The sequence below is a fragment of the Streptomyces sp. NPDC006193 genome, from assembly GCF_040613915.1.
Classification (GTDB): domain Bacteria; phylum Actinomycetota; class Actinomycetes; order Streptomycetales; family Streptomycetaceae; genus Streptomyces.
Window position 1 is genome coordinate 23,780 of record NZ_JBEXTB010000032.1, and the last position, 16,085, is coordinate 39,864.

General features: G+C 74.4%; 10 protein-coding genes. 8 read left to right on the top strand and 2 right to left on the bottom strand.

What is annotated here, in order from left to right:
* The first annotated feature begins 224 nt into the window (after positions 1-224).
* From ABZ261_RS24515 to ABZ261_RS24535, 5 genes are all read left to right on the top strand, one after another.
* Positions 225-2,546: a GH92 family glycosyl hydrolase gene (locus ABZ261_RS24515; protein WP_356862600.1), complete on the top strand. Its 2,322-nt coding sequence runs from the start codon at positions 225-227 to the stop codon at positions 2,544-2,546.
* 145 nt (positions 2,547-2,691) lie between these two features.
* A complete protein-coding gene (locus tag ABZ261_RS24520; RefSeq protein ID WP_356862602.1) occupies positions 2,692-4,023 on the top strand; it encodes a wax ester/triacylglycerol synthase family O-acyltransferase in 1,332 nt (443 codons plus the stop codon).
* A gap of 131 nt (positions 4,024-4,154) precedes the next feature.
* Positions 4,155-5,630 carry an SDR family NAD(P)-dependent oxidoreductase gene (locus ABZ261_RS24525; protein ID WP_356862603.1) on the top strand — a complete coding sequence of 492 codons (1,476 nt, stop codon included), beginning with the start codon at positions 4,155-4,157 and terminating at the stop codon, positions 5,628-5,630.
* Between the two features lie 372 nt (positions 5,631-6,002).
* On the top strand, positions 6,003-6,176 hold the full coding sequence (locus ABZ261_RS24530; RefSeq protein ID WP_356862605.1) for a hypothetical protein: 174 nt from the start codon (positions 6,003-6,005) through the stop codon (positions 6,174-6,176).
* Between the two features lie 53 nt (positions 6,177-6,229).
* Positions 6,230-6,727: a GNAT family N-acetyltransferase gene (locus ABZ261_RS24535; RefSeq protein ID WP_356862607.1), complete on the top strand. Its 498-nt coding sequence runs from the start codon at positions 6,230-6,232 to the stop codon at positions 6,725-6,727.
* Positions 6,728-6,784: 57 nt separating this feature from the next.
* On the opposite strand, the gene ABZ261_RS24540 is transcribed toward ABZ261_RS24535, so the two are convergent.
* A complete protein-coding gene (locus ABZ261_RS24540) occupies positions 6,785-8,137 on the bottom strand; it encodes an amidase (RefSeq protein ID WP_356862609.1) in 1,353 nt (450 codons plus the stop codon).
* A 236-nt stretch (positions 8,138-8,373) separates the two neighbouring features.
* On the opposite strand from ABZ261_RS24540, the gene ABZ261_RS24545 reads away from it, so the two are divergent.
* A complete protein-coding gene (locus ABZ261_RS24545) occupies positions 8,374-11,397 on the top strand; it encodes a glycoside hydrolase family 38 C-terminal domain-containing protein (RefSeq protein WP_356862611.1) in 3,024 nt (1,007 codons plus the stop codon).
* Positions 11,398-11,431: 34 nt separating this feature from the next.
* Here ABZ261_RS24545 and ABZ261_RS24550 read toward each other — a convergent pair whose 3' ends face one another.
* Positions 11,432-12,853: a lipase maturation factor family protein gene (locus tag ABZ261_RS24550; RefSeq protein ID WP_356862613.1), complete on the bottom strand. Its 1,422-nt coding sequence runs from the start codon at positions 12,851-12,853 to the stop codon at positions 11,432-11,434.
* A gap of 187 nt (positions 12,854-13,040) precedes the next feature.
* Between ABZ261_RS24550 and ABZ261_RS24555 the strand changes: the two genes are divergently transcribed.
* A complete protein-coding gene (locus ABZ261_RS24555) occupies positions 13,041-15,125 on the top strand; it encodes a SpoIIE family protein phosphatase (protein ID WP_356862615.1) in 2,085 nt (694 codons plus the stop codon).
* Between the two features lie 57 nt (positions 15,126-15,182).
* Positions 15,183-16,055, top strand: a complete 873-nt coding sequence (locus ABZ261_RS24560; protein ID WP_356862617.1) for a DNA-formamidopyrimidine glycosylase family protein — start codon at positions 15,183-15,185, stop codon at positions 16,053-16,055.
* Positions 16,056-16,085 lie beyond the last annotated feature (30 nt).

Sequence of the window (16,085 nt, forward strand, 5' to 3'; positions counted from 1 at the left end):
CCCCTGCGGCCGACGGGGGACCGGGCGGCGGCTCCCGTGGCCCGGCCCCTGGAGCGCGCCGGCCGCCCGCCCGCTCCCGCCCCCCTGACGGTCCGTCCGGCACTTCGGTCCGCTCGCGCGCTCGCGCGCGACGCGATCCGCCCAACGCGCCGGGATGCCCGGGTTTGCGTCGTCCGCCCTTCAGGATGCAGGCAACGATGTCGAACCTGCGGAGGTCATCCGACATGAGAGGGACCCGGCGCACGCGGCTGTGCCTGGCCGGGGTGATGGCAGCGTCCGCGCTGATCGCCACCCCCGCCGCACGGGCCGCCGAGCGGACCGACGGCCACCTCGCCGACCTGGTCAACCCCTTCATCGGGACCCAGAACGAGGGCAACACCTTCCCTGGCGCCGCCGTGCCCTTCGGCATGGTGCAGTTCTCCCCGGACACCGGGCACAGCACCGGCTACGACTACACGCACGACCGCATCCGCGGCTTCTCGCTGGTCCACCTCTCGGGCGTCGGCTGCCGCATCGGAGGCGACCTGCCCGTGCTGCCCACCACCGGCGACGTCACCCGCACGGACTACGCGCAGTACGCGGCCGCCTTCTCGCACGAGGACGAGACGGCGAGCCCCGGCTACTACCGCGTCGGCCTCTCCTCCGGCATCCGCGCCGAACTGACCGCGACCGAGCGCACCGGCGTGCAGCGCTACACCTTCCCGGCCACCGGCAAGGCCAACGTGCTGCTGAACGCGGCCCAGTCGCTGCACAAGTCCGCCGGCAGCGCGGTGGAGATCCTCGACGACCGCACCGTGCGCACCGAGATCACCGGCCACGGCTTCTGCCGGGACACCGGCCCGTACACCGTCTACACCGTCACCCGCTTCAGCCGGCCCTTCACCGCCTACGGCACCTGGGACGGCGGGACCGTCGCCCCGGGCGCCCGCAGCGGACGCGGCGGCGCCTACGTCCGCTTCGACACCACGCACGACCGTACGGTGGAGGCGACCACGGCCCTGTCGTACGTCGACGCGCGCGGCGCCGCGGTCAACCTGCGCGCCGAGGGCGGCCGGTCCTTCGACGCCGTGCGCCGGCGGGCGCGCGAGCAGTGGGAGCGCCGGCTCCGGGGCGTCCGGGTGCGCGGCGGCACGCCCACGCTGCGCCGGACCTTCTACTCCTCGCTGTACCGCTCGTACCTCGCGCCCAACGTCGGCAGCGACGCCGACGGCCGCTACTTCGGCTGGGACCGCCGCGTCCACCGCGCCCGCGGCTTCACGTACTACCAGAACTGGTCGCTGTGGGACACCTACCGCACCCAGGCCCAGCTGCTCGCCCTGCTCGCGCCGCGCGAGGCACGGGACATGGCCCGGTCGGTGGTCGCGGTCGACGAGGACGGCGGCTGGCTGCCCAAATGGGGCTACGGCCCGGTCGAGACGAACGTGATGAGCGGCGACCCGGTCACCCCGTTCCTCACCACCGCCTACCACATGGGGCTGCTCAGGGGCTTCGAGGAACGGGCCTACCGGGCGCTGCGGAAGAACGCCGACGGCGTGCCGCCCGCCGCGTACCCGGGCATCGGCCGGGAGGCCAACGCCGAGTACATCGCGCAGGGCTTCGCCCCGTACATCAAGGGCCGCCCGCTCGCCAAGATGGGCGACTCCGACTACCACCACGGCGCCTCCGTCACCCTGGAGTACGCGCTCGCCGACGCCATGCTCGCCCAGATGGCCCGCGAACTGGGCCATGCGGACGACGCCGCCCGCTACGCGGCCCGCTCGCGCAACTACCGCAACATCTTCGACCCGTCCACCGGCTTCTTCCGCGCCCGCGACGCCGCCGGCGCCTTCACCGGCTCCCCCGACCCCGCCCGCGGCACCGGTTTCCACGAGGGCACCGCCTGGCAGTACCAGTGGCTCGTGCCGCAGGACCTGCCCGGCATGATCGACCTGATCGGCGGCACCCGCGCGGCCAACGACCGCCTGGACGCCTTCTTCGCCTACGACCGGCTGCTCGCGGATCCGGAGAGGACCGCCCGCGAGGTGTGGGTGCACGGCGACCCGTACGCCTACTACAACGCCGCCACGTACAACCCGATGAACGAGCCGGATCTCGTCGCGCCGTACACCTATCTGACCACCGGCCAGCCCTGGAAGACGACCGACGTGGTGCACGCGGCGCTGACCCTCTTCACGGACAGCCCCACCGGCATGACCGGCAACGACGACCTCGGCACCATGTCCGCCTGGAACGTGCTGTCGTCCATCGGCCTCTTCCCGGTCCAGCCGGGCTACGACACCTGGGGCCTGACCACCCCGGTCTTCGACCGCGTCGACCTGGTGCTGGACCGCCGCTACTGGCCGGCCGGCCGGCTGACCGTGACCGCGCCCGGCACCTCGGCCGGCGACCGCTACGTGCAGGAGGTGCGCACGGACGGGACGGTCCACCGCCGGACCTACCTGACGACCGGCGCGCTGCGCTCCCTGCGCTCCCTCGCGTTCACGGTCGGCCCGCGCCCGTCGGAGTGGGGTACGTCACCCGAAGCGGCGCCGCCCGTTCTGAGGTGACCTCAGGCGGCTCCCGCGTCCCGCCCCTTTCGGAGGGGCGGGATGTCACCTGATCTTAACTGTACGTAACGCGATCGTACTTGACTGTAATCGATCGACGGGGATTGACTGCTGTTCACCCGTCACCGACGCGTGAGGCACACCCTTGACTTCCGATCTGCTCGCCCCCCTCGACCTGGCCTTCTGGAACATGGAGTCCGGCCGGCACCCGATGCACCTCGGCGCGCTCGGGGTCTTCGCCGCGCACTCGCCCACGGCCGGCGCCCACGCCGCCGATCTGCTCGCCGCCCGCGCCGCCGCCGTGCCCGGCCTGCGCATGCGCATCCGCGACGTGTGGCAGCCGCCGGCCTTCGGCGGCGCCGCCCGCGAGACCGCCCCGGACTTCGACCCGCTCGACCACGTACGGCTGCACGCCCCGGCCGCCGACTTCCACGCCGCCGCCGGCCGGCTGATGCAGCGTCCGCTGGAGCGGGGCCGGCCGCCGTGGGAGGCGCATGTGCTGCCCGGCGAGGACGGGGAGTCGTTCGCGGTGCTGTTCAAGTTCCACCACGCCCTCGCCGACGGGCTGCGCGCGCTGAAGCTCGCCGCCGGCGTCCTGGACCCCGTGGACCTGCCCGCACGCGCGCCACGCCCCGTCGAGCCGCCGCGCGGCCTGCTGTCCGACGTGCGCAGCCTGCCCGGCCGGGTCCCCGGGCTGGTCCGGGGCGCGCTGTCCGACGTGGGCCGGGCCCTGGACATCGGCGCCTCGCTCGCCCTGTCCACCCTCGGCATGCGCCCGTCCTCCGCGCTGGCCTCCGCGCCCAGCGGCACCCGCCGCACCGCCGGGGTCGTCGTCGACATCGACGACGTCCACCGGGTGCGCAAGAGCGCCGGCGGCACCGTGAACGACGTCCTCATCGCCGTCGTCGCCGGCGCCCTGCGCCGCTGGCTGGACGAGCGCGGCGACGGCAGCGAGGGGGTCGCCCCGCGGGCCCTCGTCCCGGTGTCCCGGCGCCGCCCGCACACCGCGCAGCCGCAGGGCAACCGGCTCTCCGGGTACCTGATACCGCTTCCGGTCGGCGATCCGGACCCGCTCGGCCGGCTGGGCGCGGTGCGCACAGCGATGCTCCGCAACAAGGACGCGGGCTGCGACCGGGGCGCCGGCGCGGTCGCCCTGCTCGCCGACCACGTCCCGGCCCTCGGCCACCGGCTCGGCGGCCCGCTGCTCGGGCAGGCGGCCCGGCTGTGGTTCGACATCCTGGTCACCAGCGTGCCGCTGCCCGGGGTGGGGCTGCGGCTCGGCGGCCACGAGCTGACCGAGGTCTATCCGCTGGCCCCGCTCGCACCCGGCCAGGCCCTGGCGGTCGCGATCTCCACCTACCGGGGGCGCGTGCACTACGGGCTCGTCGCCGACGCCCAGGCCGTGCCGGACCTGGACCGGTTCGCACACGCGGTGTCGGCCGAGGTGGAGACGCTGCTGAGGGTCTGCGACCCCTGAGCGCCGGCCGCCGGACGGACGGGGTCCGGGGCGCGCGGTTTGGCCCCCGGGCCCGGCGCTCCGTAAAATGCCCCGTTCGAAAGCGGGCGCGAGACGGAGCGCTGCGCGGGTGACCAGGGAACGGCAGCGCGATGACGGTGACAGAGGACGGCTCGGCGTCCATGGACGAGATGGTCTACGGGCCCGGTATCGACCCCGAGCGGCTCGCCGTCTGCCTGAGCGTGCTGGAGGAACTCGACCGGCTCGACGTGGACCACCCCGACGCGATCGCGGTGCGGCGGGCCACCTCGCACATCTACCGCACGGTCAAGCAGCGCCGCCGCCAGGAGCGCCGGGCCGCCAAGACCGCCCACGACCGCGCGGTCACCGAGGCCACCGCCACCGGCTCCGCCCAGCGCATCGACGACGAGACCGAGGGCGTCCTGCCCTCCTCCAAGGTCGAGCCCGGCCGGATCGCGGGCATACTCCAGCGCCCGCGCTCCTGCTACATCTGCAAGACCCGCTACGTCGAGGTCGACTACTTCTACCACCAGCTGTGCCAGAAGTGCGCCGCCGAGAACCGCGCCAAGCGGGACGCCCGCGCCGACCTCACCGGCAAGCGCGCCCTGCTCACCGGCGGCCGCGCCAAGATCGGCATGTACATCGCGCTGCGCCTGCTGCGCGACGGCGCCCACACCACGATCACGACCCGGTTCCCGAACGACGCCATCCGCCGCTTCAAGGCCCAGCCCGACAGCGACGAGTGGATCCACCGGCTGAAGATCGTCGGCATCGACCTGCGCGACCCCGCCCAGGTCGTCGCCCTCGCCGACTCCGTGTCCGCCGAGGGCCCGCTGGACATCCTGATCAACAACGCCGCCCAGACGGTACGCCGCTCCCCGCAGGCCTACAGCGAGCTGCTCGCCGCGGAGTCCGCCCCGCTGCCCGCCGGCGAACTGCCCGCAGCGGAGGTGATCGGCACCTTCGGCTCGGGCGCGGTCGCCGAGCTGCCGGTCGTCGGCGGCGGCGCGCTGAGCGCGCAGGACGTCACCGACCTCGCCCTGGTCTCCGGCTCGGCGTCCCTGGAGCGGATCGCCGCCGGCACGGCGATCGACGCGGGCGGGCTGGTGCCCGACCTGCACGACACCAACAGCTGGGTGCAGACGGTGGAGGAGGTGACCCCGGTCGAGCTGCTGGAGGTTCAGCTCTGCAACTCCACCGCGCCGTTCATCCTGATCAGCCGGCTGCGCCCGGCGATGGCCGCCGCCGCGGCGCGCCGCACCTACATCGTCAACGTCTCCGCCATGGAAGGCGTCTTCGACCGCGGCTACAAGGGCGCCGGCCACCCGCACACCAACATGGCCAAGGCCGCCCTGAACATGCTCACGCGCACCAGCGCCCAGGAGATGTTCGAGAAGGACGGCATCCTGATGACGGCCGTGGACACCGGCTGGATCACCGACGAGCGCCCGCACCCGGACAAGGTGCGCCTCGCCGAGGCCGGCTTCCACGCCCCCCTCGACCTGGTCGACGGCGCCGCCCGCGTCTACGACCCCATCGTCCGCGGCGAGGCGGGCGAGGACCTGTACGGCGTCTTCCTGAAGGACTACGCACCCGGCAGGTGGTGAGGGGGCGGGTTCGCCGTAGGCCGAGCGGGTGATTCACCGCGCCACGCGGGTGATCCGCTTCGAGCCAAAACGCCCCGGAACGAGCGGTATTGAGGGACTGGCTGAAACGTGTCGGTCACCTCATGACTGTTCTCCCTATCGAGCGGGCGCCCGCTCATTTGGCTAACCTGGAGCGGACGGACAGCAGTACGGAGTCCACCGACACCCACCGTCCGTCCCGGGGCGAGCCGGCCGACAACGGCCCGCTCCGCCACGAGGTACCGGCGCCACCGCGTCCGAACCGGCTTTCCCTTCAGACCTGAGCGGGCGTCGAGCACCGGAGTGCAGGCTGCCGGAACGCCCCGAGGGTGACCGACACATAAGGAGTGCGCGGTGACACCGGAGAAGACGAATCGCGAACAGCGCCCCGAGGAACGCACGGAGGGCGCGGGCCGCCGGCCCGGCGAACTCGGCAGCCTGGACGTGTGGGCCCGGTCCGCCCCGATCCGCCTGGCGGGTTACGAGGACGACCTCGCCGAGCCCCACATCCTGCCCAGCGTCGACTGATCCCCGGACGGGCCCGCAGGACCGGAACGCATGGGCGTGACAGACTCACGCCCATGCCGATCAGAGAAGCCACGCCGGACGACTGGCCGCGGATCTGGCCCTTCTGGCACCGCATCGTCGCCGCCGCCGACACCTACACCTGGGACCCGGACACCCCCGAGGAAGCGGCCCGCGCCCTGTGGATGGCTCCGGACAAGCGGGTCTACGTCGCCGAGGACCCGCCCGGGCAGGTGGTCGGCTCCGCCTACCTCACCCCCAACTACGGCGGGCCCGCCTCCCGGGTGGCCAACGCCGGCTTCATGGTCGACCCCGACCACGGCGGCCGCGGCATCGGACGCGCCCTCGCCGAACACGTGCTGGCCGAGGCCACGGCCCACGGCTACCGCGCGATGGTCTTCAACGCGGTCGTCGAGACCAACCCCGCCGTCGGCCTCTGGACATCCCTCGGCTTCACCGTGCTGGGCACGGTCCCGGAGGCGTTCGAGCACCCCCGGCACGGCTGGGTGGGGCTGCACATCATGTACCGGGCCCTGGGCCGGCCGGGGGACTGACGCCGCCGGTCCGCGCGTGAGCGGCCGGCCGGACGGCGGCGCCTCGGACGCGGTCCGCTACCGCCCGCCGGCAGCCGGAGCCGTCCGCCGCCACGGCGCGAGCCTCTCCAGCTCCTCCGCCAGGTCCAGCAGCACGGGCTCCGTGCCCGGGCGGCCCACGAGCTGGACGGCGCAGGGAGCGCCGGAGCGCAGGACGCCGAACGGGACGGACATCGCGGGCCAGCCCGTCAGGTTCCACGGCGGGGTGAACGGCGAACAAGCCGTGTTCACCAGGACGTTGCGCAGCCAGCCCCGCTCGTGCCACGGACCGGCCTGCGGGGAGCGGCGGGCCAGCGCCGGGGTCAGCAGGACGTCGTGCTCGGTGAAGAACGGGGCCAGCCGGGCGCGCAGCCGCTCGCGCGCGGCACCGGTGCGGACGGCGCCGGCGAAACGCCGTCCCACGGCCGCGTGCACCCGGGTCCTCCGGGCGAGCCGCCCCCGGTCCAGGCCCTCGGCGTCCACGGCCGTCCCCGCCGTCCAGTGCCGCAGGGCCGTCACGCCCAGGGAGGGCGGATACGGCGGCTCGGCCCGCCGCACCTGATGGCCGGCCCGGGCCAGCAGCCCGGCCGCCTGCCGGACCGCGGTCGTGTACGGCCGGCTCACGGGCACCCCGGCGAGCGGGCTGCGCAGGGCGACGGCGACCTTCCGGGGCGCCCGCTCCGGCCGGTCCGCCGGCCCGGCCCCCGCGAGGACCGCCAGCGTCAGCCGGAGGTCCTCGACCGTCGTGGCCAGCGGGCCGTTCTCCGACATGCCGAACCAGTCGCCGTCGCCGATGCCCGCCGGCACCACCCCGTGCCCGGGCTTCAGCGTGACCAGCCCGCAGTTCGCCGCCGGGATGCGCAACGAGCCCATCCCGTCGTTGCCGAGCGCCAGCGGCACCAGGCCGGCGGCCACCGCCGCCGCGCTCCCGCCGGAGGAGCCGCCCGCCGTTCGGGTGAGGTCCCACGGATTGCGGGCGATGCCGTACGGCCCCTCCGTGGTGCCGAAGACGCACAGCTCGGGCACGTTCGTCAGGCCGACGACCACCGCCCCGGCCGCCCGCAGCCGGGCCACCGTGGCATGGTCCCCGGCGGCCGGGCCGTCCGGGGTGGCGGTGGAGCCGTTGCGGCACGACTCACCGCGTACCGGCAGGTTGTCCTTGACCGCCAACGGCACACCCGCCAGGGGGAGTCGATCGAGACCGGGACGGGCCGCCAGGGCGTCGGCCTCGGCGAGCGCGGCTTCCGCCCGGACCTTCCGGAACGCCCCGATCCGCCCGTCGAGCCGCTCGATCCGCGCGAGGTGCTCCGCCACCACCTCCCGCGGCGTCACCCGCTTGTCGCGGACGGCGGCGGCGATCCCCGCGGCACTCCGGCCGGTCCAGCTGCTCACGGGCGCTCCTCGTCACTCGTCGGTACGGGCGGCACGCAGGGAGAACTGTGCCCGCCCGGGCGCCGTCCGTCGAGTGGCGCGGGCCGGAAACCGCTGCCGCCCCGCGCGGCGGCCGGGCCCCGCGGTTCGGCGTGCGCGCCGCGGGGGAGCTGTCCCCCCGTCGGCTTCCGCCGTCACCGCACCCCTGGCGCCGGCCCGTGCGGTCCCCGCCCCGCCGCAGCAACGGAGGATCCCGCATGCACGACGACCGCACCCTGGTGGAGGCCCGTCTCCGGCGCGTTCTCGACGAACGCGTACGCCCCGCCGTGTACCCCGAGTCCGTGCCGCTGCGGACAGCGGTGTGGCACGCGCCCGGCGAACCCGTCCCGGTGGCGGAGGGTCTCGCGGCCGACCCCGAGCCGATCGCGGTGGGCGACCGGTGGGGCGCGCCGTGGGGGACCAGCTGGTTCCGGGTGACCGGCACCGTGCCCGAGGAGTGGGCCGGGAGGACCGTCGAGGCCCTGCTCGACCTGGGCTTCGACGAGAACATGCCCGGATTCCAGTGCGAGGGGCTGGTCTACCGGCCCGACGGCAGCCCGGTGAAGGGCCTCCACCCGCGCAGCCAGTGGGTGCGGATCGGCGCTCCCGTCGCGGGCGGCGAGGAGGTGCGCCTGCACGTCGAGGCCGCCGCCAATCCCGTCGTCCTCGGCCGTCCGCCCTTCCGGCCCACCCCGCTCGGCGACCCGGACACGGCCGGGCGCGAGCCGCAGTACACGCTCACCCGCATGGACCTCGCCGTCTTCGACGAGACCGTGTGGCAGCTCGTGATGGACCTGGAGGTGCTGGGCGAGCTGATGGCCGAGCTGCCCGTGGACTCCGCGCGCCGCTGGGACGTGCTGCGGGCGGTCGAACGCGCCCTGGACGCCGTGGACCTGCAGGACGTGAACGGCACCGCCGGCCGGGCCCGGGCGCTGCTGACCGGGGTGCTGTCCGCTCCCGCCGCGCCGTCCGCGCACCGGATCAGCGCCGTCGGGCACGCGCACATCGACTCGGCGTGGCTGTGGCCGCTGCGGGAGACCGTGCGCAAGGTCGCCCGTACGGCGGCCGGCATGACCGCGCTCATCGACGACGAGCCGGAGTTCGTGTTCGCCATGTCCCAGGCGCAGCAGTGGGCGTGGGTGAAGGAGCACCGGCCCGAGGTGTGGGCGCGGGTGAGGAGGGCCGTGGCGGAGGGCCGGTTCGTGCCGGCCGGCGGCATGTGGGTGGAGTCGGACGCCAACATGCCCGGATCGGAGGCGATGGCCCGCCAGTTCGTGCACGGCAAGCGGTTCTTCCTCGACGAGTTCGGCATCGAGAACGAGGAGGTCTGGCTCCCGGACACGTTCGGCTTCGCCGCGGGCCTGCCGCAGATCATCAGGGCGGCCGGTTCCAGGTGGCTGCTGACCCAGAAGATCTCGTGGTCGCGGACGAACAGCTTCCCGCACCACACCTTCCACTGGGAGGGCATCGACGGCACCCGCATCTTCACGCACTTCCCGCCCGTCGACACCTACAACTGCTCCATGAGCGGCGCCGAGATCGCCCATGCGGCACGGAACTTCAGGGACAAGGGGCGGGCCCGGCACTCCCTCGCGCCCACCGGGTGGGGCGACGGCGGCGGCGGCGCGACCCGCGAGACGGTCGCCAAGGCGGCCCGGCTGCGCGATCTCGAAGGGTCCGCGACCGTCGTGTGGGAGACCCCCCGCGCGTTCTTCCGCAGAGCCGAGGCCGAGTACGGCGAGCCGCCCGTCTGGGTGGGCGAGCTGTACCTCGAACTGCACCGCGCCACCCTCACCAGCCAGGCGAGAACCAAGCAGGGCAACCGGCGCAGCGAACACCTGCTGCGCGAGGCCGAGTTGTGGTCGGCCACGGCGGCGGTGCGCACCGGGTTCCGCTACCCCCTGGAGGAGCTGGACCGCATCTGGAAGACGGTGCTGCTGCACCAGTTCCACGACATCCTGCCCGGCTCGTCCATCGCCTGGGTGCACCGGGAGGCCCGGGCGACGTACGAGCGCCTGGCCGCCGAGCTGACCGGGCTCGTCGAGGCCGCCCAGCGTGCGCTGGCCGGCGAGGGCACCGTCCCGCTGCTGTTCAACGCCGCCCCGCACGCCCGCCACGGCGTCCCGGCGGGCGGCGCCGCCACCCCGGCCGCCGCCGGCGGCGCCACCGTGCTGACACCCCTCGGGGACGGGGGCCACACGCTGGACAACGGCCTGCTCCGGGTCACCGTGGACGCCCGCGGGCTGATCGTCTCCGTGTACGACCGCGCGGCGGACCGCGAGACGATCGCCCCCGGCCGGGCCGCGAACCTGCTCCAGCTCCACCCCGACCTCCCCAACATGTGGGACGCCTGGGACGTCGACTCCTTCTACCGCAACACCGTCACCGACCTCACCGGGGCCGAATCCGTCACGGCCGGCGAGGACGGCGCGTCGGTACGGGTCGTACGGGCCTTCGGCGCCTCCCGCGTCACCCAGGTCCTGTCGCTGCCCGCGGGGGAGCGGCGGCTGCTCATCGACACCGAGGTCGACTGGCACGAGACGGAGAAGATCCTGAAGCTGGCCTTCCCGCTCGACCTGCACGCGCAGCGATACGCCTCCGAGACCCAGTTCGGGCACGTCCACCGCCCCACCCACACCAACACCTCCTGGGAGGCGGCCAAGTTCGAGGCCTGCAACCACCGCTTCGTCCACCTGGCGGAACCCGGCTGGGGGGTGGCGGTCGTCAACGACTCGACGTACGGCCATGACGTGACCCGGACGGTGCGCGGCGCCGGCGACCGCGGCACGACGACGACGGTCCGGATGTCGCTGCTGCGCGCCCCGCGCTTCCCCGACCCGGAGACCGACCAGGGCGTCCACCGCTTCCGGCACGCCCTGGTGCCCGGCGCCCGCGTCGCCGACGCGGTCCGCGAGGGGTGGCGGATCAATCTGCCGGAGCGGCGCACGACCGGCGCCCGCGCGGTCGCCCCGCTGGTCACGGTGGACGACGACGCGGTGGTGCTCACGGCGGTCAAGCTCGCGGACGACGGCAGCGGGGACGTCGTCGTCCGCTTCCACGAGGCCCACGGCGGTCGGGCCCGGGCCGTCCTCACCGCCGGTTTCGAGGTCGCGGACGTCACGGTGACGGACCTGCTGGAGCGGCCGTGCGGCGAGGGCGAGCCGCCGGGGCGCGACGGCGGGCGGATCAGCGTGCGGCTGCGGCCGTTCGAGCTGATGACGCTGCGGCTGCGCAGGAGCTGACCGGCTCCCGGCCGGGCGGGCGGCCGGTCCGCGGTCACGGCCCGTGGACCGGTCCCGCCGGCCGGGTGGGCGGCAGGTACTCCCGTACGAACGTCCGCTCCCAGCAGGCCCCCGTCTCCCGCAGCTCACGCCAGGTGGTGAAGCGGTACCGGAACAGGCGGGCCCGGACGTAGCGGGGCGGGGTGTCCGGCGGGAACGGGGAGCGCCTGAGCAGCCGCAGCGTGTCGGGGTCGTTCGCCAGGAGGCGTTCGACCAGAGCGCCGAACCACTCCCCGGCGTAGGCGGGCGACAGCGCCGCGAACCACATCAGCCAGTCCAGGCGCAGGTGGTAGGGGGCGAACTGGCGGGGCCAGCGCCGGGGATCGCCGGGCTTGCCCCGGAACGCGTACTCCCGCCAGTCGGCGTCCTCGCCCGGGGTGTCGTCCAGCGTGCCCTCGACCACCACCTCGTAGCGGACCCGGCTGACGCTGCCGAACGCGCCGTAGGTGTTCACCAGGTGCAGCGGGTCGAAGGAGCGGTTCATGACCTGGCGGCGGGAGATCAGGTTCACCACCGGGCGGTGGCTCAGGAAGACCAGCAGTGCGGCGACCGCGAGCACCACCGCCTCGTACCACAGCGGCGCCGACGGCGCGGACCGCGCCGGCGCCGGCAGCCGCAGCGCGGACAGGGCCAGCACGACGGTGATCCAGTTCAGCCACGAGAAGTTGCCGGACAGCACCAGCCACAGCTGGGTGACGATCATCAGGGCCGCGGCGGCCGACGCGACCGGCTGGGGGGTGAACAGCAGCACCGGCACGACCAGCTGGGTGACATGGTTGGCGGCCGCCTCCACCCGGTGCAGGGGCTTGGGCAGACGGTGGAAGAACCAGCTCAGCGGGCCCGGCATCGGCTGGGTCTCGTGGTGGTGGTACAGGCAGGTCAGCTTCCGCCAGCACTCGTCGCCCCGCCACTTGATCAGCCCGGCCCCGAACTCCACCCGGAACAGGATCCAGCGCAGCAGGAACAGCACGGCGACGGGCGGCGCCACCTCGTCGTTGCCGAGGAAAGCGGCCAGAAAACCCGTCTCCAGCAGCAGCGACTCCCAGCCGAACGCGTACCACGTCTGGCCCACGTTCACGATCGACAGGTACAGCGCCCACGGCGCCAGCCACAGCAGGACGCCCGCCCACAGCGGCAGCAGCGAGTCCGCCCCGGCGAGCAGGGCCGCCGACACCGCGCAGCCCGCCCACGCGCACCCCGCGAAGAAGCGGTCCGAGTAGTGCAGGTGGAACAGGCTCGGGGAACGCCGGAACGGCACCCGGGCCGTGTAGCGGGGGATCGGCAGCATGCCGCGCTCGCCCAGCAGCGCCCGGAACTGAAGGGCCGCCGTCAGGAACGCGACCAGGTACACGGCGGCCAGGGCCCGCTGGAAGACCAGCCGGCTCAGCCAGTAGTCGGGTGCGGTGAACCAGTCCACGGCCGTGCCGCCCTCCCTCGTGCGGCTGCGCCGGCGCCTCGTCGTCGCCTTCCCCTCCGGGTTGCCGGGCGGACCCGGGTCATGCCCACCACGGCGAGGAATCGTCCCCGGCGATACGGAGTCCGCGCCCGGCCTCGGTCCGGCTGCCGCGGTCGAAGAATCGGGCGAATGCTGGCAAGGTGGCTCCATGGCCGATCGGGGAGCGCGTGCCCCGTCACTCCCGCAGGACTGGCCCGTCCATGCGGACCCGATCCTCGCGCTCAACCGCATGGGCAGCTTCGACTGGGACCTGGACGCCGGAGCGTTCCACATGGACGCCCAGGCCTTCGAGGTGTTCGACCTGCTGCCCGAGGAGTTCGACGGGCGCCCGGAGTCACTGGCCGTCCGGGTGCCGCCCTCGGAGGCCGCCCGGCTCGACGCGGTGGTCGCCCGGGCGATCAAGGACGGCAGCGAGAACTACCGCGCCTACTTCCGCATCCGCTGCCGCGACGGCACTCCCCGCTGGACGCACACCCAGGGCTACATCCGGCGCGACGACTCGGGCCGCCCGCGCCGGGTCGTCGGCATCGTCCGCGACGCCACCGAGGAACTCGCCGACAGCGCCTCCCGCAGCCTGCGGGCCGCCCAGGTCCAGGCCTTCCGGCAGCAGACCGGCGTCGTCCAGGTGATCTCCGCCGCCCTGGCCCACGCCCGCAGCGTCCAGGACGTCATCGACGTCCTCAAGGACACCCACGGCCTCCGGCACCTCGGCGCGGCCGGCGTGGTGATGGGCCTGGTGGAGGCGGGCCGCATCCGGCTGGTCGCCGAGGGCCCCGCCGACAGCTTCGTGCCCGGCACCCGCGTCACCCGGCTCGACGAGCCGTACCCGATGAGCGAGGTCGTCCGCACGCTCACCCCCCGGTTCATCGAGTCCCCCGAGGAGTTCGCCCACGGCTACCCGGTCCTGTGGCCGCACCTCACCGGCCTGCACGTCACCTCGGCCGCCTACCTGCCGCTGATCGCCCAGGCCCGCCCGATCGGCGCGATGGGCCTGCTCTACGACGACCGGCGCGGCTTCTCCGCCGAGGAGCGCGCCGTCCTCGTCGCGCTCGGCAGCAGCATCGCGCAGAGCCTGATGCGGGCCATGCTCTACGAGGAGGAGAAGGACCTCGCCCAGGGACTGCAGCAGGCCATGCTGCCCCGCACCATCCCCAGCGTCCCCGGCGCCGACATCGCGGTGCGCTACCGCTCGGCCGCCCTGGGCCGGGACATCGGCGGCGACTGGTACGACCTCATCCCGCTGCCCGGCGGCATCTCCTCCGGGGGAGGCCGGGTCGGCGCGGTCATCGGCGACGTCCAGGGCCACGACACGCACGCCGCGGCCGTCATGGGGCAGCTGCGGATCGTGCTGCGCGCCTACGCCGCCGAGGGCCACACCCCGGCCGCCGTGATGGCGCGCGCCTCCGTCTTCCTGCACGAACTCGACACCGACCGCTTCGCCACCTGCCTGTACGCGGAGGCCGACCTGTCGACCGGGCTGGTCCAGATGGTCCGCGCCGGGCACATCGACCCGCTGATCCGGCACGCCGACGGCGCCTGCACCCGGGTCAGGGCCGAGGGCGGGCTGCCGCTCGGCCTGTCCGCCGAGTTCGGGCGGCTGGAGTACCCCGTCGCCACGCTGGAACTCGACCCCGGGGACACCCTGGTGCTGTGCACCGACGGGCTCGTCGAGCGGCCCGGCGCCGACCTCGACGACGGCATGCGCAGCCTCGCCGCGCTGGTCGGGGACGGCCCGGACGACGTGCGCGACCTCGCCGGCCGGCTGATCCGGCTGGCCGAGGAACAGGGCGGCGACGACGACGTGGCCCTGCTCCTGCTGCGCCGCCGCGTCCTGCGGACCCCGCGCGCAGGCGGCCGGCTGCAGCAGCACGTGGCGCCCGGTGACCCGGAGGCCCTCGCCCGGGCCCGGCACATGATCCGGGCCGCCGTGCACGCCTGGGGCGCCCGTGACCGCGCCGACGAGATCGAGCTGGTCGCCGACGAGCTCATCACCAACGCCCTGCTGCACACCGAGGGCTCCGCGATCGTCACCCTGCGGGAGCTGGAGGGCGGCGAGCGCAGGCTGCGCATCGAGGTCGAGGACTCCTCCAGCGCCCTGCCGCGCCGCCGGGAGGCGGGGGTGAGCGGCGTCTCCGGCCGCGGCCTGCTCCTCGTCGAACGGCTGGCCGACGTGTGGGGCGTGGAGGCGCGGGGCGGCGGCAAGGCGGTGTGGTGCGAGTTCCGTGCGCCGTAGGACCGGGCCGGGCCCGCGCCGTGTGGCGTCGTCGGCGCCGGGTGGCACCCTGGACGTATGCCGGAACTGCCCGAGGTGGAAGCGCTGGCCGACTTCCTCACCGAGCACCTCGCCGGACGCCGGGTGGTGCGGGTGCTGCCGCTCGCCATCAGCGTCCTGAAGACGTACGACCCCCCGGTCACGGCCCTGGAGGGCGCCGCGGTGACGGCCGTGCGCCGGTACGGCAAGTTCCTGGACGTCGAGACGGACGGCGGGGACGGCGGGCTGCACCTGGTGACCCATCTGGCCCGCGCGGGCTGGCTGCACTGGAGGGACCGGCTGCCGGACGGCCCGCCCCGGCCCGGCAAGGGGCCGCTGGCGCTGCGCGTGGCGCTGGAGACCGGTGAGGGCTTCGATCTCACCGAGGCCGGCACTCAGAAGCGCCTCGCCGTGTACGTCGTCCGCGACCCGCAGGAGGTGGAGGGCATCGCCCGCCTCGGCCCGGACCCGCTCGCCGACGACTTCGACGAGGCCCGCCTCGCCGCCCTGCTGAAGGACGAACGGCGCCGGCTGAAGGGCGCGCTGCGCGACCAGGCGCTGATCGCGGGCGTCGGCAACGCCTACAGCGACGAGATCCTGCACGCCGCGAGGATGTCCCCGTTCAAGATCGCGGCATCGCTGGACGCGGAGGAGACCCACCGCCTGTACCAGGCGCTGCGGCAGACGCTCACCGAGGCGGTCGAGCGCTCCCGCGGCCTCGCCGCCGGGCGTCTGAAGACGGAGAAGAAGAGCGGCCTGCGCGTCCACGGCCGCACCGGCGAACCCTGCCCGGTGTGCGGCGACACGATCCGCGAGGTCTCCTTCAGCGATTCCTCGCTCCAGTACTGCCCCACCTGCCAGACCGGCGGCAAGCCGCTGGCCGACCGCCGGCTGTCCCGGCTGCTGAAGTGAGGACCCCGGTCGCGGCCGCACAAGTGAGAC